Annotated in this window: 19 protein-coding genes; 9 read left to right on the top strand and 10 right to left on the bottom strand. The window is 71.9% G+C overall.

Translation table 11 applies throughout. The features are described from left to right. Nucleotides 1-10 precede the first annotated feature (10 nt). The gene (locus tag AB0F52_RS23550; protein ID WP_360174684.1) at nt 11-805 is read left to right on the top strand and encodes a PIG-L family deacetylase; all 795 of its coding nucleotides are present in this window, start codon (nt 11-13) and stop codon (nt 803-805) included. 253 nt (nt 806-1,058) lie between these two features. On the opposite strand, the gene AB0F52_RS23545 is transcribed toward AB0F52_RS23550, so the two are convergent. After that, the gene (locus AB0F52_RS23545; RefSeq protein ID WP_360174681.1) at nt 1,059-1,457 is read right to left on the bottom strand and encodes a RidA family protein; all 399 of its coding nucleotides are present in this window, start codon (nt 1,455-1,457) and stop codon (nt 1,059-1,061) included. A 47-nt stretch (nt 1,458-1,504) separates the two neighbouring features. Between AB0F52_RS23545 and mtnA the strand changes: the two genes are divergently transcribed. Then, the gene (gene mtnA, locus AB0F52_RS23540) at nt 1,505-2,500 is read left to right on the top strand and encodes an S-methyl-5-thioribose-1-phosphate isomerase (RefSeq protein ID WP_360174678.1); all 996 of its coding nucleotides are present in this window, start codon (nt 1,505-1,507) and stop codon (nt 2,498-2,500) included. Here mtnA and AB0F52_RS23535 read toward each other — a convergent pair. The 8 genes from AB0F52_RS23535 to AB0F52_RS23500 form a co-directional block, all read right to left on the bottom strand. Then, on the bottom strand, nt 2,488-2,928 hold the full coding sequence (locus tag AB0F52_RS23535) for a hypothetical protein (protein ID WP_360174675.1): 441 nt from the start codon (nt 2,926-2,928) through the stop codon (nt 2,488-2,490). The two genes, mtnA and AB0F52_RS23535, sit on opposite strands and share 13 nt — an antisense overlap. Nucleotides 2,929-3,033: 105 nt before the next feature. Then, on the bottom strand, nt 3,034-3,249 hold the full coding sequence (locus AB0F52_RS23530; RefSeq protein ID WP_103337614.1) for a ferredoxin: 216 nt from the start codon (nt 3,247-3,249) through the stop codon (nt 3,034-3,036). Between the two features lie 3 nt (nt 3,250-3,252). Continuing rightward, nucleotides 3,253-4,443 (bottom strand): cytochrome P450, encoded by a 1,191-nt coding sequence (locus AB0F52_RS23525; protein ID WP_360174672.1) that lies wholly within the window; start codon nt 4,441-4,443, stop codon nt 3,253-3,255. 96 nt (nt 4,444-4,539) lie between these two features. Then, nucleotides 4,540-7,596 carry a CHAT domain-containing protein gene (locus AB0F52_RS23520; protein WP_360174669.1) on the bottom strand — a complete coding sequence of 1,019 codons (3,057 nt, stop codon included), beginning with the start codon at nt 7,594-7,596 and terminating at the stop codon, nt 4,540-4,542. Further along, nucleotides 7,593-8,465, bottom strand: a complete 873-nt coding sequence (locus AB0F52_RS23515; protein WP_360174666.1) for a hypothetical protein — start codon at nt 8,463-8,465, stop codon at nt 7,593-7,595. The genes AB0F52_RS23520 and AB0F52_RS23515 overlap by 4 nt, the downstream gene beginning before the upstream one ends. Beyond that, nucleotides 8,462-9,124, bottom strand: coding sequence for a hypothetical protein (locus AB0F52_RS23510; protein WP_360174663.1), 663 nt, complete (start codon nt 9,122-9,124; stop codon nt 8,462-8,464). Before AB0F52_RS23510 ends, AB0F52_RS23515 begins: the two co-directional genes overlap by 4 nt. A 495-nt stretch (nt 9,125-9,619) precedes the next feature. Further along, nucleotides 9,620-10,963 (bottom strand): hypothetical protein, encoded by a 1,344-nt coding sequence (locus AB0F52_RS23505; RefSeq protein ID WP_360174660.1) that lies wholly within the window; start codon nt 10,961-10,963, stop codon nt 9,620-9,622. After that, nucleotides 10,960-12,129 (bottom strand): hypothetical protein, encoded by a 1,170-nt coding sequence (locus AB0F52_RS23500; RefSeq protein ID WP_360174657.1) that lies wholly within the window; start codon nt 12,127-12,129, stop codon nt 10,960-10,962. The genes AB0F52_RS23505 and AB0F52_RS23500 overlap by 4 nt, the downstream gene beginning before the upstream one ends. A gap of 175 nt (nt 12,130-12,304) precedes the next feature. On the opposite strand from AB0F52_RS23500, the gene AB0F52_RS23495 reads away from it, so the two are divergent. The 4 genes from AB0F52_RS23495 to AB0F52_RS23480 are packed head-to-tail and all read left to right on the top strand — an operon-like array spanning nt 12,305 to nt 14,844. Further along, nucleotides 12,305-12,814 (top strand): PadR family transcriptional regulator, encoded by a 510-nt coding sequence (locus tag AB0F52_RS23495; protein WP_360174654.1) that lies wholly within the window; start codon nt 12,305-12,307, stop codon nt 12,812-12,814. Next, nucleotides 12,811-14,025 carry a cytochrome P450 gene (locus tag AB0F52_RS23490; protein ID WP_360174651.1) on the top strand — a complete coding sequence of 405 codons (1,215 nt, stop codon included), beginning with the start codon at nt 12,811-12,813 and terminating at the stop codon, nt 14,023-14,025. The genes AB0F52_RS23495 and AB0F52_RS23490 overlap by 4 nt, the downstream gene beginning before the upstream one ends. A 4-nt stretch (nt 14,026-14,029) precedes the next feature. After that, a complete protein-coding gene (locus tag AB0F52_RS23485; RefSeq protein ID WP_360174648.1) occupies nt 14,030-14,227 on the top strand; it encodes a ferredoxin in 198 nt (65 codons plus the stop codon). A 44-nt stretch (nt 14,228-14,271) separates the two neighbouring features. Then, nucleotides 14,272-14,844 (top strand): TetR family transcriptional regulator, encoded by a 573-nt coding sequence (locus AB0F52_RS23480; RefSeq protein WP_360174645.1) that lies wholly within the window; start codon nt 14,272-14,274, stop codon nt 14,842-14,844. On the opposite strand, the gene AB0F52_RS23475 is transcribed toward AB0F52_RS23480, so the two are convergent. Then, nucleotides 14,845-17,580: an FAD-binding and (Fe-S)-binding domain-containing protein gene (locus tag AB0F52_RS23475; protein WP_360174642.1), complete on the bottom strand. Its 2,736-nt coding sequence runs from the start codon at nt 17,578-17,580 to the stop codon at nt 14,845-14,847. An 84-nt stretch (nt 17,581-17,664) separates the two neighbouring features. Here AB0F52_RS23475 and AB0F52_RS23470 point away from each other — a divergent pair, with 84 nt between their 5' ends. Genes AB0F52_RS23470 through AB0F52_RS23460 form a run of 3 tightly spaced genes read left to right on the top strand, consistent with a single transcriptional unit; the run spans nt 17,665 to nt 20,268 of the window. Next, a complete protein-coding gene (locus AB0F52_RS23470) occupies nt 17,665-18,804 on the top strand; it encodes a GAF domain-containing protein (RefSeq protein WP_360174639.1) in 1,140 nt (379 codons plus the stop codon). After that, nucleotides 18,801-19,433 (top strand): response regulator transcription factor, encoded by a 633-nt coding sequence (locus AB0F52_RS23465; protein ID WP_360174636.1) that lies wholly within the window; start codon nt 18,801-18,803, stop codon nt 19,431-19,433. The genes AB0F52_RS23470 and AB0F52_RS23465 overlap by 4 nt, the downstream gene beginning before the upstream one ends. Nucleotides 19,434-19,446: 13 nt before the next feature. Then, entirely contained in the window at nt 19,447-20,268 is an 822-nt protein-coding gene (locus AB0F52_RS23460; RefSeq protein WP_360174633.1) for a PHP domain-containing protein, read from the top strand. Nucleotides 20,269-20,303 lie beyond the last annotated feature (35 nt).

The raw sequence follows: 20,303 nt of genomic DNA, 5'->3' as shown, positions 1-20,303 counted from the left end.
CGTCGCGGACATGGCAACACTGGTCACCTTCCACGCCCACCCGGACGACGAGTGCCTCCGCACCGCGGGCGTCATGCGCAAAGCCGTCGAAGACGGGCACCGGGTCGTGCTCGTCGTCGCCACCAAGGGCGAGGTCGGCGAGGTACCCGACGGATTCCTCGCCGAGGGCGAGAAGCTCGAGGACCGGCGCGTCCAGGAGTCGTACGCGGCGGCGGAGATCCTCGGCGTCGAACGCGTCGAGTTCCTCGGCTACCGCGACTCGGGGATGATGGGCGAGCCGACGAACGACGAGCCGGGCTGCTTCTGGCGCGCCGACGTCGAAAAGGCGGCCGAGCAGCTCGCGGCGATCCTGCGCGAGGAGTCGGCCGACGTCCTGACGGTGTACGACGACAACGGCGACTACGGCCACCCGGACCACATCCAGGTCCACCGCGTCGGCCTCCGCGCGGCCGAGCTGGCCGGCACCGCCCGCGTGTTCCAGGCGACGTTCAACCGCGAGTTCATGCAGCGCGGCTTCGAAGCGGCGGTGGAGCAGGGCCTGATGCCGCCCGAGGCGGCGCCGAAGCCGCCGGAGAACGTGGAGTTCGGCAAGCCGGAGGCGGAGATCACCGCGGCGGTCGACGTGTCGAAGTACGCGCCGGTCAAGCGGGCGGCGATGCGCGCGCACCCGAGCCAGATCAGCGAGGACATGTTCATGCTGGCCATGCCGGACGACGCATTCACCTTCGCCTTCGGCACGGAGTGGTTCATCAGGTGGGGAGAGGGCCCGGGAATCACCGAGACAGACCTGATGGCCGGCCTCTGACCCACCCGGGGCCCGGATGGGAGATATCAGCGAGCGCGAGTGATCAACCGGCCCGTGTTGACCCGCCAATCACGCGAGATGCCCCTCCAGTCACGCGAGATCGCCCTCCAATCACGCGAGATCCGTCCCCGATCACGCCAACCCGACCCTCCGGGTACGCGAGTCGTCCGCCCAGGTACGCGAGTCGACCCTCCGGGTACACCGCACTCGCGTGATCAGCAGGCATCTCGCGTGACTGGCGGGGCATCCCGGGTCAGGTCAGGGCGGCCGTCACGTCCAGCTCCACCAGCTGGCCCGGGTATCCGAGCCGGGCGACCCCCAGCAACGTGCTCGCCGTGGTGAACGCCGGGCCGATTTCGGACGCCGTCAAGCGGTCCCAGACCGAAGACAGCACCGCGCGGTCCGCCGTCACCACGTAGATCACCGTGCGGACCACGTCCGATGGGGTGGCTCCCGCGAACTCCAGGGCCGCCGCCGTGTTGGCTGCCACCTGGTCCGTCTGGGCCAGGACGCCGCCCTCGGCCAGTGTGCCGTCCGGGGTCAGGGGGCACTGGCCCGCCAGGTACACCGTCCGGGGTGCCGAGGTCACCGTCACGTGGTGGTAGCCCGGTGTTGCGTGCAAGCCGGGCGGGTTCTGCCGTTCAATGGTCACCGCCCCATCTTCACCGGCCGGGCAAGCGGAAAACCCCAGGAGGGCTCGTGCGCAGGACCATCGACTGGGCCGACGGCGCCATCGTCGTCATCGACCAGACCGCGCTGCCCGGCGAGTACCGGCTCCTCGAGCTGAGGACCGTCGGGGAGCTCGTCGACGCCGTCAAACGGCTCGCCGTCCGGGGCGCGCCCGCTCTCGGGGCCGCCGGGGCGCTCGGTGTTGCCCTGTCCGCGCGCCTAGACAGCGACGTCCGGAGAGATGCCGAGCTCATCGCGCACGCGCGGCCCACCGCCGTCAACCTCGCCTGGGGCGTCGAGCGCGCGCTCGGGAAACTCGGCCAAGGCGAAGACGCCGTCCTCGCCGAAGCGCTCGCCCTGCTCGACGAGGACGAACTTCTCAACAAGGCCGCCTCGAAGCACGCCGCCGAGATCGTGCTCGCCGAATGCCCGCGACGGCCCCTGCGGCTGCTCAGCCACTGCAACGCCGGGCGCCTGGCGACCGTCGGCTGGGGCAGCGCCCTCGGTGTCGTCTGGCACCTGCACGAACGCGGGCTCGTCGAAGAAGTCCTCGTCGACGAGACGCGCCCGCTGCTCCAAGGCGCCCGGCTGACGGCGTGGGAGCTCGCCCAGGAGAAGGTTCCCTACCGCGTGCAGCCCGACGGCGCCGCCGCGGCCGCCATGGCTCGCGGGATGGTCGACTGCGTGCTCGTCGGCGCCGATCGGATCGCGGCGAACGGCGATGTCGCCAACAAGATCGGCACCTACGGCCTCGCCATCGCCGCGCGGCACCACGAAATCCCGTTCGTCGTGGTCGCGCCTTCCTCCACTGTGGACAGCAAACTCGCGGACGGCGCGGGCATCGCCATCGAGGAACGCGACGCCCGCGAGCTCACCGGGTACGCCGGGGTGCCGATCACGCCGCCGGACGCGCGGGTGTTCAACCCCGCCTTCGACGTCACCCCGTTCGAACTCGTCACGGCCGTGGTCACCGAGCACGGCCGGTTTTCGCCGGCCGAGAGGCCGGCCAGGCATCAGCAGCCCTGACGCCCGCTGCTGACGTAGTAGCGACTGCCACCCCAGTCGATGTAGCCGTACGCCGCCACGCAGCGGTTGGCCGTGCCGGTGACGCCTCGAGGCCCCGCGTGGTAGGCGAAGTTGCCCAAATCCGCGGTGGACGAAATGTCGACGGTGCACGGCTGGCCTTCGCCGCTGGCCTCGAAGCAGCGATACGCCCGGACGTAGGTCGGCGCGGCCACGCCGTAGGCCGCACCCCGGTGGTAGAAGCAGGCGCTGTTCGTTCCGCCGTTCGTGGAGTTGTAGTAGATCGTCAACTCACCGAGGCCGGCGACCGTGTAGTCGTAGGTGACCGTTCCCGAGCACGACACCGCCGCGCTCGCCGGCGCCGCCGACACCACACCCACCGTCAGCACGATGCTCAGCACAGCCAGCACCGAGGACAGAATTTTCCGCATGAAGTGCACCCTCCGTCGTTCTCACCACAAGGACGGTGCTCCTCACGCCGGTTCCCGGCCCCCGGTTGACTCCTCCGGCGACCTCCACTCGAACGGACCAGTTCCCTAGGGGCGTGGGCCGATCTCGCGGCCGCCGTCGGTGACCGTGATGGCCATCGCCGGGCAGGAGTCCGCCGCGTCGAGGACGGTCTCGTCGGCGTCGACCGACGACGTCACCGGGTGTGCCACCGGGCCGTCGAGGGTGAACAGCTCCGGCATCAGGGCCGCACACATCCCCGACCCGATACAGGTGTGTTCATCGACTTCCACGTGCCAGCTCATGCGTCACCATCCGATCGGCATCGACCGCGGTCCGCGGACGAGCATCTGCGTCTTCCACACGATATCGCCGGCGAGGTGCAACCCCGGCATCTCGGTGACCAACGCGCGCAGCGCCTCCTGCAGTTCCAGCCGGGCCAGGGGCGCGCCGAGGCAGTGGTGGACGCCGTGGCCGAAGCCCAGGTGGTGCTGGTCCGGGCGGTCGAAGCGCAGCTCGTCCGCGTCGGCGAACTGCAGCCGGTCGCGGTTGGCCGCGCCGACCGCGACCAGCACCGGCTCGCCCGCCCGGACCAGCACACCGCCGACCGGGACGTCCTCGGTGGCGTACCGCGGGAAGCCCGCGCCGGCGCCCAGCGGCACGAACCGCAGCAGCTCCTCGACCGCGGCCGGGATCAGGTCCGGGTCGGCGCACAGCCGCTCCCACTGCGCGGGCTGGTCCAGCAGCGCGTAGACGAAGTTCGGGATCTGGCTCGCGGTGGTCTCGTGGCCGGCGACGAGGATGCCGACGCACAGGTCGACCAGCTCCAGCTCGGTCAGCCGGTCGCGGACGTCGCGGGCTTCGATCAGCGCCGTCATCAGGTCGTCCTGGGGCCGCGCGCGGTGCTCGGCGATCAGGCCGCGCATGTAGTCGCGCAGCTCTTCGCGGTTGCGCTCGAACTCCTCGGGGGTCAGCCCGCTCGTGGACAGCGCCGCGTCGCTCCAGACGCGGAACTTCGGCCGGTCGGCGACCGGGACGCCGAGCAGCTCGCAGATCACCGCGACCGGGATCGGCAACGCGTAGGCGTCGACGAGGTCGGCGGGCGCACCGGCGGCCTTCATCTCCGCGATCAGTTCGGCCGCGAGCGAGGCGACGCGTGGCCGGAGCTGCTCGACGCGGCGCATGGTGAACGCCTTCGCGACGAGCGTCCGCAGCCGCGTGTGGTCGGGCGGGTCCATCTGCAGGATGCCGCCGTCGCGCACGACCGGCGAGCGGCGCGGGGCGTCCTTTTCCTTCTCCATCGCCCGCGAGAAGCGGCGGTCGCCCAGCACCAGCCGGGCATCGGCGTAGCGGGTGGCCAGCCACGCCGGCTCCCCGTAGGTCATCTTCACCCGGACCAGGCCGTCGGCTTCCCGCGCCGCCGCGTACGCCTCGTTCAGGTCGAGCCCGGCCTCCTCGTTGAAGGGGTAGGCGAGCGGTTCGGTGTGGGTGGCAGTCATCCGGAAACCCCCGTGCTCCTGGTTGTAAGCAGCCGCTTACAACGCTACACAGAGACCGCGCTCACGTCGAGCACCTGTCCGATCACCGGGAGTGGATCAGTGCTGGGCGCCACCGTAGACGATCAGGCCGGCCCAGCGACGCGGATAACGCCGCCGGTCCGGGTCGGCCGCCAGCCATTCGGCCTTCGCGGCGTGCAGCGCCAAGACCGGGTTGTGCGTTTCCGCGTAGCACCGCCAGAACAGGCTGAGGATCTGGCTCGTTGCTTCGTCTTCGATCGCGTAGAGACCGCCGATGACGGTCTTCGCTCCCCGCAGGAACAGGGCGAGGGGGAACCCGGCCAGCTCCCCGCCGGGGCGGATCTTGATGCTGGAGTGGCACGACGCCAGCACGCACAGCGGTGGAACCGTCCAGCCGAGCACGTCGGCGGCGGCGATCGACGTCCCGTCCGGCAAGCACTTGGTCTGGCCCCAGCCGTCGTGGTCGTCGTCGCCGTGGAGGCCGAGGACGAGCATCTCGTAGGCCGTGGGACCCCCACCGAGGGCGATTTCCAGTGCTGCGCGGGTGTCGGCTTCCTCGACGTCCATCTCCTTCCGGAGAGCGGCCAGCTCGGCCGCGGCGAACTTCAGCGACGGGTCGTAGGTGGCGACGGCCCCCACCGTGGCGCTGGGCTCGGCCGACACCAGGGAGGCGGCGGTGCTGAGCGAACTGTGCAGGCTCAGCACGGCCCGGTCGACGAGACAGCTGTCCTCGTCGAGGGGCAACGCCTCGAACGGGACGTGGAAGAGCCCGGTCGGCACCACGACCAGCCGGACCGGATCAGTGCCCGGTTTCGCCAGCATCGCCCGCAGCCGCGGCGGGAGCAGCAGCGCACCGAGGGCCTCCAGCCTGCGGGCGGCGAAGTAGTCCGGACGGCTCGGATCGACGTTCACGAGGTCGGCCGTCATCGCGATGCGCACGGATTCTTCGCCGACGGTCCCGGCTTCGGTCTGCCAGCTGAGCCGGCGGTAGAACTCGAGCCGGCCACCGGCCGGAAGCCCCGCGGGCGCGAACTGCAGGATCACGAACTCGCCGGCGGGCCTGGCGTCCCGAAGGACCTGTGCCGCCGTGTACGACTCCGAGATCTTGACGTCGGCCTGGGCGACGAGCGGCCCGATCACCTGCTCGGCACGGGCGATCGCCCGCTGCCGCCGATGCGCCAGTGCCTCGGCCGAGCGACCGAACCGGTCGCCCGAGCAGACGGGCAGCGTCGCGGTGAAGACGCCGGCGGCGTCCGAGCCGTGCAAGGCGACGCTGGTCGCCTGGACCTGTTCGGCGGCGGAGCGCACCGTCGCGCTGACGAACTCCTCCTTGCTGAGGTTGGCGAGGAGAACGCCGACCCGGTCGCGCCGGGACGCCTCCAGCACGAAGTCGAGGGCGGCGGCGTGGTCCCGGCGCAGCGCGAGGTCCGCGGCCTCCTCGAAAACCGGACCGTACCGCTCGATGGCGCGGCCGCGTTCCGCCTGCGTCGACAGGGAAACCAGCCGCTGAGCAACGCAGTTGACCGCGTTGATCAACAATTCCAGGCGGTGGTCGTCGTCCGCCGTCCCGAGCCGGGCGGCCGCCGAGGCGGCCGCGGACCAGCATTCGGCGGCCAGTCCGGGGTCGATCATCGCGCCTTGCCGCTCGAGTTCCACGGCCGCTTGGCGCGCCCTCTTCTCGACCCGTTTCCAGCGCTGGACGCTCTTCGGGGTGCGGACCGCCGCTTCGGCGGCGCGGAACTGCCACAGCGCCAGAGCACCGCGCAGCCGGGCGGCGTGCCCGATCCCGGCGCCGGGATCGGCCTTCAGCATCTCCCGGAGCCGATCACGCGGAACGGGGTCACCCGGACGGCACAGGCGGGCCGCATCGAGTGCCGCGTTGCGCCGCAGTGCGTACCGGAGACCGATCCGGCTGACGGCCACCATCTTCGCGATGACGAGATCGAGCTCGGTGCCGGCCGAATCGCGCGCCAGCAGGCGCAGCCTGGACAGCTGGACCGCGCACGGGGCGTTGATGCCGATCTGGTGCCAGCACGCCTCGGCCACGTCGAGCCACGCCGCCGGCTCGACCTCCGCGCTGCAGTTGCGGTAGCCGGCATTGGCGAGCGCGTAGGCGGCGTTGCCGACCGCGATCAGCCGGTGCCGGGCGCCGGCCGCGTGCAGGCCGGCCACGAACGTCAGGACCTCCGACGGCGACGGCGGCGTGGTGCCGAACGGGCTCCCGGCTCTGGCCGCGATGGTCCCGATGCAGTCCTGGGCGAGTTCGATGACCCGGTCCCAGTCCCCCAGTGCTTCCGCGTTGCCCATCCGCATGCGGATGACCTCCGGGTGCGGCAGCCCGCCTTCGTCGGGGAACACCCGGCCCAGCTCGGCCTCGAGCCGGCGGAACGCGTCCCGGTCACCCTGGGCGCGGGCGATCGCGGCCCGGTGCATCAGGCTTTCGGAGTACAGCGAGGCCCGTGCCCCGATCAGCGGTTCGGCGTGCCGGCGGAACCGCTCACAAGCGGCGGCCCAGAAGTCGTAGCGGCCGGTGGATTCGGCCACCCGGCACAGGAGGTGCAGGCATTTGCACACCAGGGTGCGGAGCAGGACTTCCGGCGGCGGCAGCCAGCTCGGGCCGCCCGCCGCGGCGGCGATCGTCCCGGCCGGCCGGGACACCGGGCCCAGCGCGTGCTCGAGGCACGCCGCACCCGACTCGAGGTGGGCGATGGCGTCGTCCCAGCTCATCTGCCCGTAGGCCGCTTTCCCGGCCCGGAAGTGCGCCCAGCCGATGAGCTCGGGGGCGCCGAGGGCGTTGGCGGCCACGACCGCCTTTTCGCAAGAGTCCCGGAACGCGGCGAGGTCGAGATCGAGGCGGGCACCGGCGGTCAGCCCCCGGCTCGGCGACGCGTACCGCGCGATCAAGCCGATCACCTTCTGGTGCGGCGTGGATTCCGGGGAATCGAGGAGCATCGCCGCCGCCCGGCGCACGGTCCACCTGGCCGGCCGGCCGCCCGGCCGGCCCTCGACCGACTCGCTGAACACGTGGTCGGCGACGATGTCGTCGCCTGCCACGCACAGCATCGCCAGGGTGCTGGACGCGCCGTCGCGCTCGGCTGCCGCGAGCACCTCGGACCACTCCGAGCGAGCGGTCATGGATGGCGGAGCCGTGGCTCCGTACCGGACCTTCGCCGTACGACGGTGAGCTTGACGTCCATCGGTGCGGCGTTCAAGCTGCCGTGGGGCAGTTCGAGCGCGCCCCGGACGAACTCGGTCGGCGATTCGCAGGTTTTGGGCTTCGGGTCGAGCGGAACGTCCCAGCGACCCGCGTTCTGCATCACGACGGCGGTGATGTGCCGCCCGGGAACGGGCAGGTCCGGCACCGGCATCTCCAGGCTGAGCAGATCGACGCGGTCGGACCGGCTCAGGGAAACCTGGATCTCCGGCCACGATTCCGCCCGCCGCGGATCCCGGCCGAACGCCTCGCGGAAGAACACCAGGTCGTCCACCACGCGCGTCGCGTCGATGGGCCACGGCTCCTCCACGTCGCCACGGGTACCGGCGCCGGACAGCTCGAGCTGCCCGGTCCAGCTCGCCAGGGAGACGCGCCGGTCGTCGCCGCTCTCCGCCAAGAGCCCGCTCCACCTGGCGACCAGCGAACCGATCTGCCCGGCCGGCACGCTCGTCTCGGCCGACACCGTCCCGGCGGCCGCGATCCTGCGCGCGAATGCCCAGACCGGTTCGCCGACCAGCGCGCACACCCACGCCTCGTCCTCCGGCGGCAATCCGGTGGGGTGCACGACGCACAGCGAAGTCAGGTGGGGTTCCTCCCCGGGGTCCGCGGTGTCGAAGCCCGCCGAGACGAACTTGCCGTGGTCGAGTTCGTGCGCGGCGGGCGCGTCGACGAAGCCGATGAGCACAGCGTCGGCTTCCGGCCGGAAGGCGATCTCGACGGTCGCGTTCGCCCGCCACCAGGCGCGCACGAGCAAGAGATCGAGGAGGTTCTCCCCGCGGTCATCGCTCATGACACATCAGTCCCGTCCCGGTAGAGGAAGACCTGCAGCTTGCGCACGGCGGAAACATAGACCTTCTCGAACTCGTCGGGCGCCAGAGCGGGTCCGGCGGTCTCAGCTCCGCCGGCCAGCCCCTCGACGTAAACGGTCTTGAGTACATCCGCTTCCTCCTTGGTCCACCCGACCGCCGTCCGGAACCGCTTGATGGCCCGCACCTTCGCTTGCCGGAGACTCGTCGCGCGCGTCTTGGCCGACTCGCCGTCCCGAGCCGGGTCTTCCGCGACGGCCATGTCCTGCATCGACATGCCGGGGCTGGAGAGGAGCCGCTCGAAGATGGCGCGCTCGGTGTCGGTCAAGCCGACGCGGTCCAGCACGTCGCGCAGAAAGCCTTCCGCGAGCACTTCGTCGGCCGGGTCCGCCGTGGCCGCCACCCCGAAGGCGTGGACGTCGGTTTCCTCCGCCGCATCGCCGAGCAGATCCGGCTGCCGGCGTTTGAAGAACTCGGCCACCTGCCAGCCGACCTGCTGGGAGACGAACGCCATGACCTTTTCGACGTCGTGATCCGGGTCGAACCTCGGATTGGCCAGCACGACCTGCAGCGCCTGCTGGACGATGTCTTCCGCATGCCTGCGGTGCGCTCCCAGCTTCGCCTTGGCCTGCCGGACGAGCACGGCCCACCCCCGCGCCGTCACCAGGCCCAGCACTTCCCGCGCGCGCGTCGGGCGCGGCCGGGTGTGCTCGAAGCGGCGCCGGAGGCTCCGGGCGTCGGCTCCCGGCGTACCGGCCGCACCCTCTTGCCGCGGCTCGATCCCGGCCGGCGACGGGTCTTCCTCGTCAGGGACGCTTCGTGGTTCGGTCACGAGCTCACCCACGCATCGGCGGCACCGCGGCACCGGGATCCGGCCGTACTGTGGGATCGACTCGACGTACTGCGCGATGCGCACCGCACTCAGCCGGCAGGCCGGCCGAAGGTGCCACACCGAGCGGGTCTGGGTCTCCACCCCCTGACAACGGTTCGAAGCGGCGCGTGTGTGACGCGCCGCGGGGGAATTCCGGAAACCGGTTGAATCGGATCGCATGAATCACGCCAGGTGGTCGTTCACCCGCCACCGGACGCAACAGGGGTGCCGGCATCCGGTGGATGTCGACACCCCATCGTTACTCCGTCAGGCGACCGCGCCCCATGGTCCGTCCGGACCATCGGGTTCCGGTTCGCCGGGCTCTTCCGGCTGGAACAACTGCGTCAACGCCTCGTCGATCGCCGACTTGTCGGCTCTGATCGCGCCGGCGAGCGTCTCGGGAGCGACACCGCCCTGACCTTCGGCGGAATCGGGGAGGAGCGCGAGCCGCCCCGACCGCTGGTGCAGGCTCCGCGCCATCGTGACGACCTTTTCGACGAACGCGGCCTTTTTGTCGACGGCACTCCCTTCCGTTTGACCGACCTTCTTCGCCTGCGCGTACAGCGAAACCGCCCGTTCCTGGTCCTTCGCCGCCGCTTCTTCGGATTTCAGGACCGCGTCGCTCGATTCCTGGACGATCTTCGTCAGTGCGTCGATCGTGCGGATTTCCAGCGAACCGGAGCGCATCTGGTCGATGACGACCAGCCAGGGCGCCAGCACCGCGGCGGACGCGACCAAGATGCCCAGCACCCAGCCGAGAACGGGATTGTCGATCCGGGTCGCTTCCTCGACCACCCGGGTGAGGATCGAAAGCCCGCTGAGCACGCTCACGACGAACAGACCCAGCATCTTCGCGATGAGCGTCGCTTTGCGCGGCGGGAATTCACCCGGCCACGGTGCCGCGGGTGCCGCGCCACCCTGCTCCTCCATTCCGCCGGCGCCGGTCCGAGGCGGGGCCGGGCGCCCGGTGGCCCGCGCTTCCCAGACCGTGTGTCCCGTCGAGTGCGCCAGGTGCCCGAGCACGCCGGCGGCGATCACCGAGAACCCGCCGACCGCAACGAGGTCCGTCACCTTGGGATCGGCGAGTTTCACGTTGTAGAGCATGGCGAACGCGTTGAAGATGGCCGCGACGTCGACCGAGATGAGCACGTAGGCGAATCCCCGGCGGAGCTTGGACGGCCGGTCGAGGTGCCGAGTCTCGCCCTGCTCGACCTCCTTCTCCACCTTCGCCTGCTGCCGGCTCAGCAGTTCCTGCGCGGCCGACGCGGTGATCGGTCCCGCCGCCACCGTCTTCACCTCGGAGTCGGGCGTGCGGAGCCGGGTGCGTTCGTTCACCGCCTGCCGCCGGTTGCGGGCGGCGGCGGCGAGCGCAGCCTGCTGCTCGGCGGCCAAGGCGTTGATCCTGGCCGCCGCCGCGGCGACCGACGTGCGGATCCGCGCCTGGACCCGCACGAACAACGCCTTCTCGCCCCACGTCAGCGCGTCCGGCCGGACGTTTTCGGATTCGTGCCGGTGTGCCTCGCGGATCAGGAAGGTGATCCAGTAGGCCTGGATGGGGTGCAGCAGCCACAGCCACCAGCTGACCCTGGGGACGAGTCCACGGTGGATCATGACGACTCCTCGTTTCGCGGGTGAATGGTGAGCACGACGACCCGGTTCCGTTCCGCGGCCGCGGGGATCAGCTGCCCCCGCGCGTCGACGTCGGGCTCGATCACCGGGTGGAACCCCACCCCGGTGACGCTGGTGAACGCCGCGCGAGCCACGCCGAAGCCGATCAGGGCCTCGACGACCCGCCGGCTGCGCGCGAGCGACAGGTCCTGCGCGCCCGGCAACGGCCCCCAGGTGGCGGTGTGCCCGACCGCGGTGGCCGTGATCCCCGGCCCGAACAGGCCGGTCAGGCCGCTCAGCGCCTCCATGGCGCCCGGCTGGAAGTCCGCGGAGTTCGGCCGGAAGAAGACGGCCGCCGGGATGGTGACCTCCTGTACGCCGTCGCCCTTGGGCACCACGATGGATTCCTTGTCGGGCACCGCGATCGTGGGCACGGGCTTCGCCCCGGCCGGATCGCCGGCCGCGGCCGAATCGGGGTCGATCGAGCACTTGGCGGCCTTCGCCATGGCGCAGACGCCCAGCCACAGGCGCTCGACGTTCCGCCGCATTTCCTCGGTCAGCGCACGCTGGGGGCCCGCCACCTGGCCGAGGCCTGCGAACACGACCTCCTTGCCCGTCAGGTCCGGCAGGGACTTCTCGGGAAGCGCCGCCAACGTGCGGTCGACGTCGAAGTCCGAACCGGGCGGGACCAGGTTCAGCTCTCCCGTCGTCTGCAGGCCGCTGCTGTACACGAGCAGCTTCTGCGCGTCCGAGACGTGCGACAGCTGGACGAGCAGCCCGAACAGGTCGAGCTGGCCGGTGTTGTCCGCCGCCTTCCGCAGGCCCGACCGCACAGCCTGCAGCTTCGCGGCGAATCCGTCCTCGATCAGCTTGGCGTTGTTCTCCTGCTCCTCTCCACGCCGGACGGTCAGGTCCTCGTCGAACACGGCCTGCTGCGTCCCCGGCTGGTAGATCACCACGCGCGTCTCACCCTGGGTGATCGCTTCGTGGAGCGTGGCCTTGCCCTTGGCGGTCAGCGCGATCGCCGGCTCGTTCGCGGTGGCCGTCACGCCCACCGCGACGACCGTCTTGACCGGCGGCTGGCAGGCACTGACCAGGACGACGAGGAGCGTCGCGACCACTGCCAACGCAACCGAGCGCACCGCGCCGCCTTGGTGAAAACGCTTCATGTCGGCATCCATGCCTGAACAAGGGATTGACTCGGCGGCGGTGTGACCGACCGCGACCGATTCGTGTCATGGCGACTTCCGGACGGCCTGCCTCCTCGGCGCAACGGAAAATTTCCGTCCACTTGTCACAGTGAGCCATTGCCGGGTCACCGAGTCCTAGGTTACGGTGACCTAGGTGTGGATCGAAATCCTTCTGCTGTCGAAGCTGGCCGTCGAGCCGATGCACGGCTATGAGCTGCGCAAGGCCGTGGAGGCTTCGACCGGCCACACCCTGTCGAACAACTCGCTCTACCCGACCCTGCGGCGCTTCGTCGACGCGGGCGCGGTGAGCCGCAGCGCGGAGGAGCAGGCCGCCAAACCGCCGCGGCACGTCTACACGATCACCGAAGTCGGGCGGGAACTGCTGCACGACATGCTCGCGGACTTCCCGGCCGACCTGGCGCTCAACGAGCCCGAGTTCCTGGCCCGCGTCGGGAACTTCGCCTGGCTGCGCCCGGCGGAACGAGCACGCGTGCTCGAGACCCGGACGACCGCGCTGACCGTCGAGCGAGCCCGGCTCACCGGGCTCGCCGCCGGGCAGGCCGATCCGTGGAGCCGGGCCGCGCTGCAGCACGTGCTCGGGAAGTTCGACGCCGAACTCCGCTGGCTCGCCGACCTCACCACCGATCCGAGGGAAGACGCATGACCACCACCGAAGAGACGCCTCGCCTCCCCTTCGCCCGCGCGAACGCGCTCGCGATCGCCCCGGACTACGAAGCCCTCCGGCGGCAGGCGCCGGTGAGCCGGGTGCTCACCCCGGCCGGCGACCCGGCCTGGCTGGTGACGTCCTACGAGGAGGCCAAGGAGGTCTTCCGCGACCGCCGCTTCGGCCGGTCGCACCCGGCGCCGGAACAGGCGTCGCGGATCTCCTTCGCCGCCTTGCAGGACGGCCCGAGCGGGGACTTCGACACCGAGGAGCGCGACCACAAGCGGATGCGCCGGATGCTGGCGCCCGCGTTCTCCGCGCCCCGGATGCGCGCCCTCGGCGACCGCATCGCGGAACTGACCGACCGCTGCCTCGACGACCTCGAGGCCGCGCGCGCCGCGCACCCCGGCGAGCCGGTCGACCTGACCGACTTCCTCGCGTTTCCCCTGCCGGTGCTGGTGATCTGCGAACTGCTCGGCGTCCCCTACGCCGACCGGGAGCACTTCCGCGGGCTGTCCGAGCGGATCGCGGTGATGGACGGCGGCGAAGACGCCCAGGCGGCGATGGCCGAGTTCATGGCGTACATGACGAAGCTGGCCGACGCCAAGCGCGCGAACCCGCAGCCCGACGTCATCTCCGACATGGTCGCGGTCCAGGCCGAAGACCCGGCCTTCACCGACGAGGACCTCGCCCGGATGGGCGCCGGGCTGCTGTTCGCCGGGCACGAGACGACGTCGACGCGCATCGCGATGGGCACGCTGTTCCTGCTGAGCGACCCCGCCCGCCGCGACCGGTTCGCCGCCGACCCGGAGGGCCAGGTCGCCCAGACCGTCGAGGAGATCCTGCGGCTGACCGCGACCAGCGGCACCGGCCTGCTGCGGTACGCGCACGAAACCGTCGAGATCGCCGGAACGCGGATCATGCGCGGCGACGCCGTGCTCATCTCCAGCGACGCGGCCAACCGGGACGCGTCGGTGTTCGCCGACCCGGACGGGTTCGACCCGGACCGGACGCCGAACGTGCACCTCGCCTTCGGCACCGGCGCTCACGTCTGCATCGGCGCCAACCTCGCCCGCACCGAGCTGCGGACGGTGTTCCCCAAGCTGTTCCGCCGCTTCCCGGGCCTGCGGCTCGCCGTCGGGATCGACGAGATCCCGGTGCGCACCAACCGCGTGGCCGGTGGCGTCGAGCGCGTGCCGGTGGAGTGGTGAGCCGATGAAGATCACCGTCGACACGGAAAGCTGCGTCTCGTCCGGCCAGTGCGTGCTGCTCGCGCCCGGGACGTTCGACCAGAACGAGGACGACGGCACGGTCGTCCTCCTCACCGGGGAGCCGGGCGCCGGCGAGGAGGAGGCGGTCCGGCAGGCGGAACTGACCTGCCCGGCCGCCGCGATCCGCCTGTCCGGCGCCTGAGGGTCCGTCGCGCTCGCGTCCGGTTTGCCGGTTAGCCTGCTTCGATGAGCGAACAGCCGGAGCAGCCCGGCCGCAAGCGGGACGCGGCCGCGACGCGGCAGGCGCTGCTCGACGCCGGCGCGAAGCTGTTCGCCGAGCGCGGGTTCGACCGGACGACCGTGCGGGACATCGCCGACCTGGCCGGGGTCAACCAGTCGCTGCTCTTCCGCTACTTCGGCAGCAAGGAAGCGCTGTTCGAGGAGGTCATCGCCCGCAGCGGGCGCGAGCACCTCGAAACCCACCCGCCGGAGCGGCTGCTCAGCGCGTCGCTGCGCAGCATGCTCGAGCCGGGCGGCGACCGGAACCGGACCCTGGAAACGTACCTGCGCTCGTCCGGCAGCGGCGAAGTCGGGGCGGTGCTGCGCGAGGAGATCGGCGACGAGTACGCCCGGATCCTGGCCACGCTGACCGACGCCCCGGACGCCGAGCTGCGCGCCGACCTCGCGCTGGCCTGGCTGATGGGCATCGGGGTGGTCCGCGAGCTCACCGGCAAGCAGCCGCTGGCCGGTGCCGATCCCGACGCCATCGTCCGGCTCGTGCTCACCGCCGTCCGGACGCTGCTGGAGCGCGCCGAATGATCACGGGAGCGCGCGCCGCAGCAGTTCCGCCAGGTGCACCGGTGTCCGGCCCGACTCCTGGGCGATCTGCGTCCGGCAGCTGAAGCCGTCGGACACCACCACCGTCTCCTCCGACGCCGCGCGGATCGCGGGCAGCATCCGGTCCTCCGCCACCGCCTTCGAGACGTCGTAGTGGCCGCGCTCGAAGCCGAAGTTGCCCGCCAGGCCACAGCACCCCGAGTCCAAAGTGGTGTTCCGGACCCCCGCGGCCGCCAGCGCGGACTCGTCGGCGCCGAAGCCGAGGACCGCGTGCTGGTGGCAGTGCACCTGCGTGATCGCGTCGACGTCGAGGTCCGCGAACGGGATCGGTGCCCGCGCCAGCAGCTCGGCGAAGGTGAACGTCCGCGACGCCAGCAGCTCGGCACGTGCGTCGCCCGGCATCAGCGCCGGCAGGTCGCCGCGGAACAGGGCCGTGCAGCTCGGTTCCAGGCCCGCCACTTCGCAGCCGTCGTCCAGGTACGGCGCCAGCACGGAAAGCGTCCGGTCCAGGACGCGCCGCGCGACGCCGAGCTGGCCCGTCGACACCCACGTCAGTCCACAACAGACACCGCGGTCCGGCAGCACGACGTCGTACCCGGCCGCGGTGAGCACCTCGTGGGCGGCGTCGAGCACCGACGGCGTCAGGTAGTTGTTGAACGAGTCCGGCCACAGCACCACCCGCCGCTCCCCCGCGGCCTTCCGCCGAAGATCCGCGCGCGACGACGTGAAAGGGGAAGAAGCGAAGGAGGGCAGGGAGCGTTCCGGCGCGATCCCGCCGAGTCGTTTCACCAGGCCCGCCAAGCGAGACCGGCCGACGGCGTTGGCCAGGCGCGGAGCAAAAGCGCTGAGCCGCAGCCACAGCGGCAGCCAGCCCATCGAATAGTGCGACGCCGGGCGCAGCCGCCGCCGGTAGTGCTGGTGCAGGAACTCGGCCTTGTACGTCGCCATGTCGACGTCGACCGGGCAGTCCGACAGGCACCCCTTGCAGGACAAGCACAAATCCAGGGCGTCGCGGACTTCGGCCGAACGCCAGCCGTCCTTGATCACCTCGCCGTTGAGCATCTCCGCGAGCAGGTGGGCGCGCCCGCGCGTCGAGTGCTGTTCCTCGCGGGTGGCCCGGTAGCTCGGGCACATCACGCCGCCACCGCTGGTGTTGCGGCACTTCCCCACGCCGACGCAGCGCCGCATCGCCTGGCCGAAGTTCCCGCGGTCCTCCGGGTAGCCGAGAAAGACAGCGTCCTCAATGGACTGCGAGGTCGACCGCACCCGCAAGTCGGCGTCGATCGGCCGTGGCGCCACCAGGATGCCGGGGTTCATCCGCCCGGCCGGGTCGAAGATCGCCTTGAACCGCGCGAAAACGGCCAGCATCTCCGGGCTGTACATGCGGGACAGCAGCTCGGAGCGAGCTTGGCCGTCGCCGTGCTCGCCGGACAGCGACCCGCCGTGCGCCGCGACGAGGTCCGCGGCTTCCTCCAGAAACCGCCGGAAGTCCGCCACGCCGGACGCGGACAGCAGGTCGAAGTCGAGTCGCATGTGCAGGCAGCCTTCGCCGTAGTGGCCGTAGACCACGCTGCGGCGCCCGTGCGCCCGCATCAAGGACTTGAACTCGCGCAGGTACGCGCCGAGCCGCTCGGGCGGGACGGCGGCGTCCTCCCAGCCCGGCCAGGCTTCCGAGCCGTCCGCGAGCCGGGTCGCGAGGCCGGCACCTTCCTCGCGGATGCGCCACAGTCCGCGCTGCGCCGCCGGGTCGTCGACGATCGCGAAGCCCGTCAGGTCGAGCGACGCGGCCAGTTCCCGCGCCCGCGAAGCCGGGTCGTCGCCGGCCAGCTCGACGAACAGCCACGCCCCGCCCGGCGGCAGGTCACCGGCCCGCCCGGGGAGCATCGCGACGAGCTCGGCGTCCACGCCTTCGACGGTCAGCGGGGACCACGGCAGGATCGACGGCACCGCGTCGGCCGCCGCGATGTCGGACGGAAAACCGAGCACCGCCAACACGCGCCGGTGAGGCAGCTCGGCGAGCGAGACGGTCGCTTCGAGAATGGTCACGCAGGTGCCCTCGCTGCCGACGAGCGCCTTGGCGACGTCGAAACCGTTCTCCGGCAACAGGTGTTCGAGCCCGTAGCCCGACACCCGGCGCGGCCACGTCGAGAGCTCCCGGCGCAGCAACGCCAGGTTGTCGCGCACCAGCGCGCGCAGCTCGTCGAAGATCCGGCCTTCAGCAGGCTCGTCCGGGCCCACCCGCAGCCGCGTGCCGTCGTAGAGCAGGACTTCCAGCGAGCGGACGACGTCGACCGTGCGCCCCCACGCCACCGAGTGCGAGCCGCACGCGTTGTTGCCGATCATCCCGCCGAGCGTGCAGCGGCTGTGCGTCGACGGGTCCGGGCCGAACCGCAGCCCGTGCGGGGCCGCGACCGCCTGCAGGTCGTCCAGCACCGTGCCGGGCAGGACCCGCGCGAGCCGCGCGGCCGGGTCCAGCGAGAGCACCCCGCCGAGGTGACGGGAGGTGTCGATGACCAGGCCGGGGCCGCACGCGTTCCCGGCGACGCTCGTGCCGCCGCCGCGCGCGATCACCGGCAGGTCGCGATCGCGAGCGGAGGCGACCGCCGCGACGACCTCGTCGAGGGTCCGCGGCAGCACCACGCCGCGGGGCACGTGGCGGTAGTTGGACGCGTCGGTCGTGTACAGCGCGAGCGTGGCGGCGTCGGTGAGGATCTCCACACCCCCATTCAAGTCGACCGGAGGCCGCCGTACCTCTCCAGCCGGGTATGTCCGGAACCACACCCGGTGTGCCATCGTGATCGGGTGACGGCAAAGGAGCACGTCGCCGAGTACAGCGCGGTGCTGGGCGAGCTGCTGCGCGAGCGCGAGAAGCTGCTCGGCACGCTCGACCGGGTCGCCGCACTGCACGGGACCGCGCGCCTGATCCGGGAGACGGTCGGGGCCAAGGCCGGGTTCGTCGCCGAGCTCGACCGGCCCGAGCTGGCCGTGATCCGCTGGATGTCCGGGACCCGGACGGACTCGCTGCAGGACCTCGAGGTGCCCGTCGGCCAGGGCATCGGCGGGCGGGTGCTGGCGCTGGGCCGTCCGGTGAAGGTCGCCGACTACGTCAGCTCGCCGGCCATCACCCACCAGTTCGACGCCCAGGTCCGCGGCGAGGGCCTGGCCGCGATGCTCGCCGTCCCGATCGTCGCGCGCGGCGAGACCGTCGCCATCGCCTACGCGGCCATGCGCGAGCCCGCCGACTTCGGCGACGACGCCGTCCGGCGGCTGGAAGAGGTCGCGCGCGAGGCCGGGACGGCGTTGCACCTGGCGAAGGTCGCCGAGACCGACCGCACGGCCGCGGTGGCCGGCGAACGCCTGCGCATGCAGAGCGCGCTGCACGACTCCGTCGGCGCGCTGCTGTTCTCCATCGGCGTCCAGGTGCGCGACCTGCACGAGGACCTGCGCGAGCTCCCGGGCCTGGAGGCGCGGCTGCGGCGGCTGGAAGGCGACGTCTCGGCGGCGGCCGGGGCGTTGCGGGAGTCGCTGCTGGCGCTGTCGGAGTGCAGCCCGGAGCGGGCGCTGCCGGTCGAGCTGGCCGAGCACTGCCGCTCGTTCCAGGCGCGCTGCGGCGTGCCGGCCCGGTTCGTGCAGCTCGCGGCGGTGCCGCCGCTGGACGCCGAACGCACCGCCCTGCTGGTGGCCGCGGTCCGCGAGGGCCTGCTCAACGTCGAGAAGCACGCCCGGGCGTCCTCGGTGGTCGTCAGCCTGCTGCCCAGCGACGACGGGGTCCAGGTGGTCGTCGCGGACGACGGCACGGGCACCGACGCGGTCCCCGGCACCGGCATGGGCCTGCGGACGCTGTCCGGGCGGGCCGCGCGGCTCGGCGGCCGGGTCAGCCTGGTCCGCGATGACGACGACGGCTGCACCCTGCGCGCGTGGGTACCGCTGGTGCGACGGTGACCCCCACGACCCCCGCGACCGTCTTCGTCGTCGACGACCACCCGGTGGTCCGCGACGGCGTGACGCTGCTGCTGCGCTCGGACCCGTGCCTGACCGTGGTCGGCTCGGCGGAGTCCGGGCGGCTGGCGATCGAGCGGGTGGCGTCGCTGGCCCCCGACCTGATCCTGCTCGACCTGCGACTGCCGGACATGCTCGCGCCGGAGGTCGTCACCGAGCTGCGCCGGGTGCACCCCGAGGGCAAGATCGTGGTCTTCACCGCGCACGGCGACCACCAGGGCGTGCTGGCGGCCCTGGAGTCGGGCGCGCACGGCTGCCTGCTCAAGGACGCCGCGGGCGCGCAGCTGGTGACCGAGCTGCGCCGGGTCCTGCGCGGCGAGCGGGTCGTCGACCCGCGGATCCTGCCCGACGCGGGGCAGCGCTCGGACGCCCTGGCCCGCAGCGGCCTGACCCGCCGCGAGTACGAGGTGCTGCGGCTGGCCGCGCAGGGCCAGACGAACCCGGAGATCGCGGAGTCGACCGGCCTGGCCCGCAACACGGTGAAGACGTACCTGCAGTCGGCCCTGCACAAGCTGGGCGCCCGCAACCGCGTCGAGGCCATCGGCAAGGCCAGCGAAGCCGGGTTGCTGTGAGATCCTCCCCCGGGTGACGATCGACCTGCACGCGCACAGCACGGCCTCCGACGGGACGACCCCGCCTTCCGAGCTGCCCCGGCTGGCCGCCGAAGCCGGGCTGACGGTGCTCGCCCTCACCGATCACGACACCTTCGCGGGCTTGGCCGAGACCACCGCGGCTTCCTCCGCGGTCGAAATCGTCCCCGGCGTCGAGATCTCCTGCCGGCTCGACGACGCGGAGGTGCACCTGCTCGGCCTCTTCGTCGATCCCGGGCACGAGCCGCTGGGAGCCGAGCTGGAGCTGATCCGCACCGACCGCCGGCGTCGTGCGGTGCGGATGGTGCAGCGCTGCCGGGAACTCGGCGCGCCGATCACCCTGGCGCAGGTCGAGGGCATCGCCGCGGGCGCGCCGCTGGGCCGCCCGCACATCGCCGCGGCGCTGGCCGCGGTGGGCGTCACCGGCGCCTTCACCCCCGAGTGGATCGCCGACGGCGGCCGCGCCGACGTGCCCAAGCACGTCCTGTCCACTGTGGACGCGATCGCGCTGGTCCGCGCGGCCGGCGGCGTGGCGGTGCTGGCCCACCCCCGCTCGGTCAAGCGGCGGGCGGAGGTCTCGGACACGCAGCTGGCGGCCCTGGCCGAAGCCGGGCTCGCCGGGGTCGAGGTGGACCACCCGGAGCAGCACCCGGAGGCCCGTGACCGGCTGCGGGCGGTGGCGGCGGAGCTGGGGTTGCTCACCACCGGGTCGAGTGACTTCCACGGCGACCGCAAGCCGGTCCGGCTCGGCGAGTGCACCACCGCGCCCGAGGTCCTGGCCGCGCTCCGGCAGTCCGCACGCAGAGGTCGCGAATGACTCATTCGGGACCTCCAGCGCCCCGAATGAGTCAT

Origin of the sequence: Amycolatopsis sp. NPDC024027, from assembly GCF_040638975.1 — a bacterium.
Taxonomy (GTDB): domain Bacteria; phylum Actinomycetota; class Actinomycetes; order Mycobacteriales; family Pseudonocardiaceae; genus Amycolatopsis.
This window is presented reverse-complemented; position numbering and strand designations above follow the sequence as displayed.

What these genes read in the sequence shown, in the direction of transcription:
- AB0F52_RS23500 (WP_360174657.1), bottom strand. Translation starts at nt 12,129, where the DNA reads ATGAAGCGTTTTCACCAAGGCGGCGCGGTGCGCTCGGTTGCGTTGGCA.
- AB0F52_RS23480 (WP_360174645.1), top strand. Translation starts at nt 14,272, where the DNA reads ATGAGCGAACAGCCGGAGCAGCCCGGCCGCAAGCGGGACGCGGCCGCG.
- AB0F52_RS23550 (WP_360174684.1), top strand. Translation starts at nt 11, where the DNA reads ATGGCAACACTGGTCACCTTCCACGCCCACCCGGACGACGAGTGCCTC.
- AB0F52_RS23525 (WP_360174672.1), bottom strand. Translation starts at nt 4,443, where the DNA reads ATGACTGCCACCCACACCGAACCGCTCGCCTACCCCTTCAACGAGGAG.
- AB0F52_RS23515 (WP_360174666.1), bottom strand. Translation starts at nt 8,465, where the DNA reads ATGAGCGATGACCGCGGGGAGAACCTCCTCGATCTCTTGCTCGTGCGC.
- AB0F52_RS23505 (WP_360174660.1), bottom strand. Translation starts at nt 10,963, where the DNA reads ATGATCCACCGTGGACTCGTCCCCAGGGTCAGCTGGTGGCTGTGGCTG.
- AB0F52_RS23490 (WP_360174651.1), top strand. Translation starts at nt 12,811, where the DNA reads ATGACCACCACCGAAGAGACGCCTCGCCTCCCCTTCGCCCGCGCGAAC.
- AB0F52_RS23535 (WP_360174675.1), bottom strand. Translation starts at nt 2,928, where the DNA reads ATGCGGAAAATTCTGTCCTCGGTGCTGGCTGTGCTGAGCATCGTGCTG.
- AB0F52_RS23530 (WP_103337614.1), bottom strand. Translation starts at nt 3,249, where the DNA reads ATGAGCTGGCACGTGGAAGTCGATGAACACACCTGTATCGGGTCGGGG.
- AB0F52_RS23520 (WP_360174669.1), bottom strand. Translation starts at nt 7,596, where the DNA reads ATGACCGCTCGCTCGGAGTGGTCCGAGGTGCTCGCGGCAGCCGAGCGC.
- AB0F52_RS23485 (WP_360174648.1), top strand. Translation starts at nt 14,030, where the DNA reads ATGAAGATCACCGTCGACACGGAAAGCTGCGTCTCGTCCGGCCAGTGC.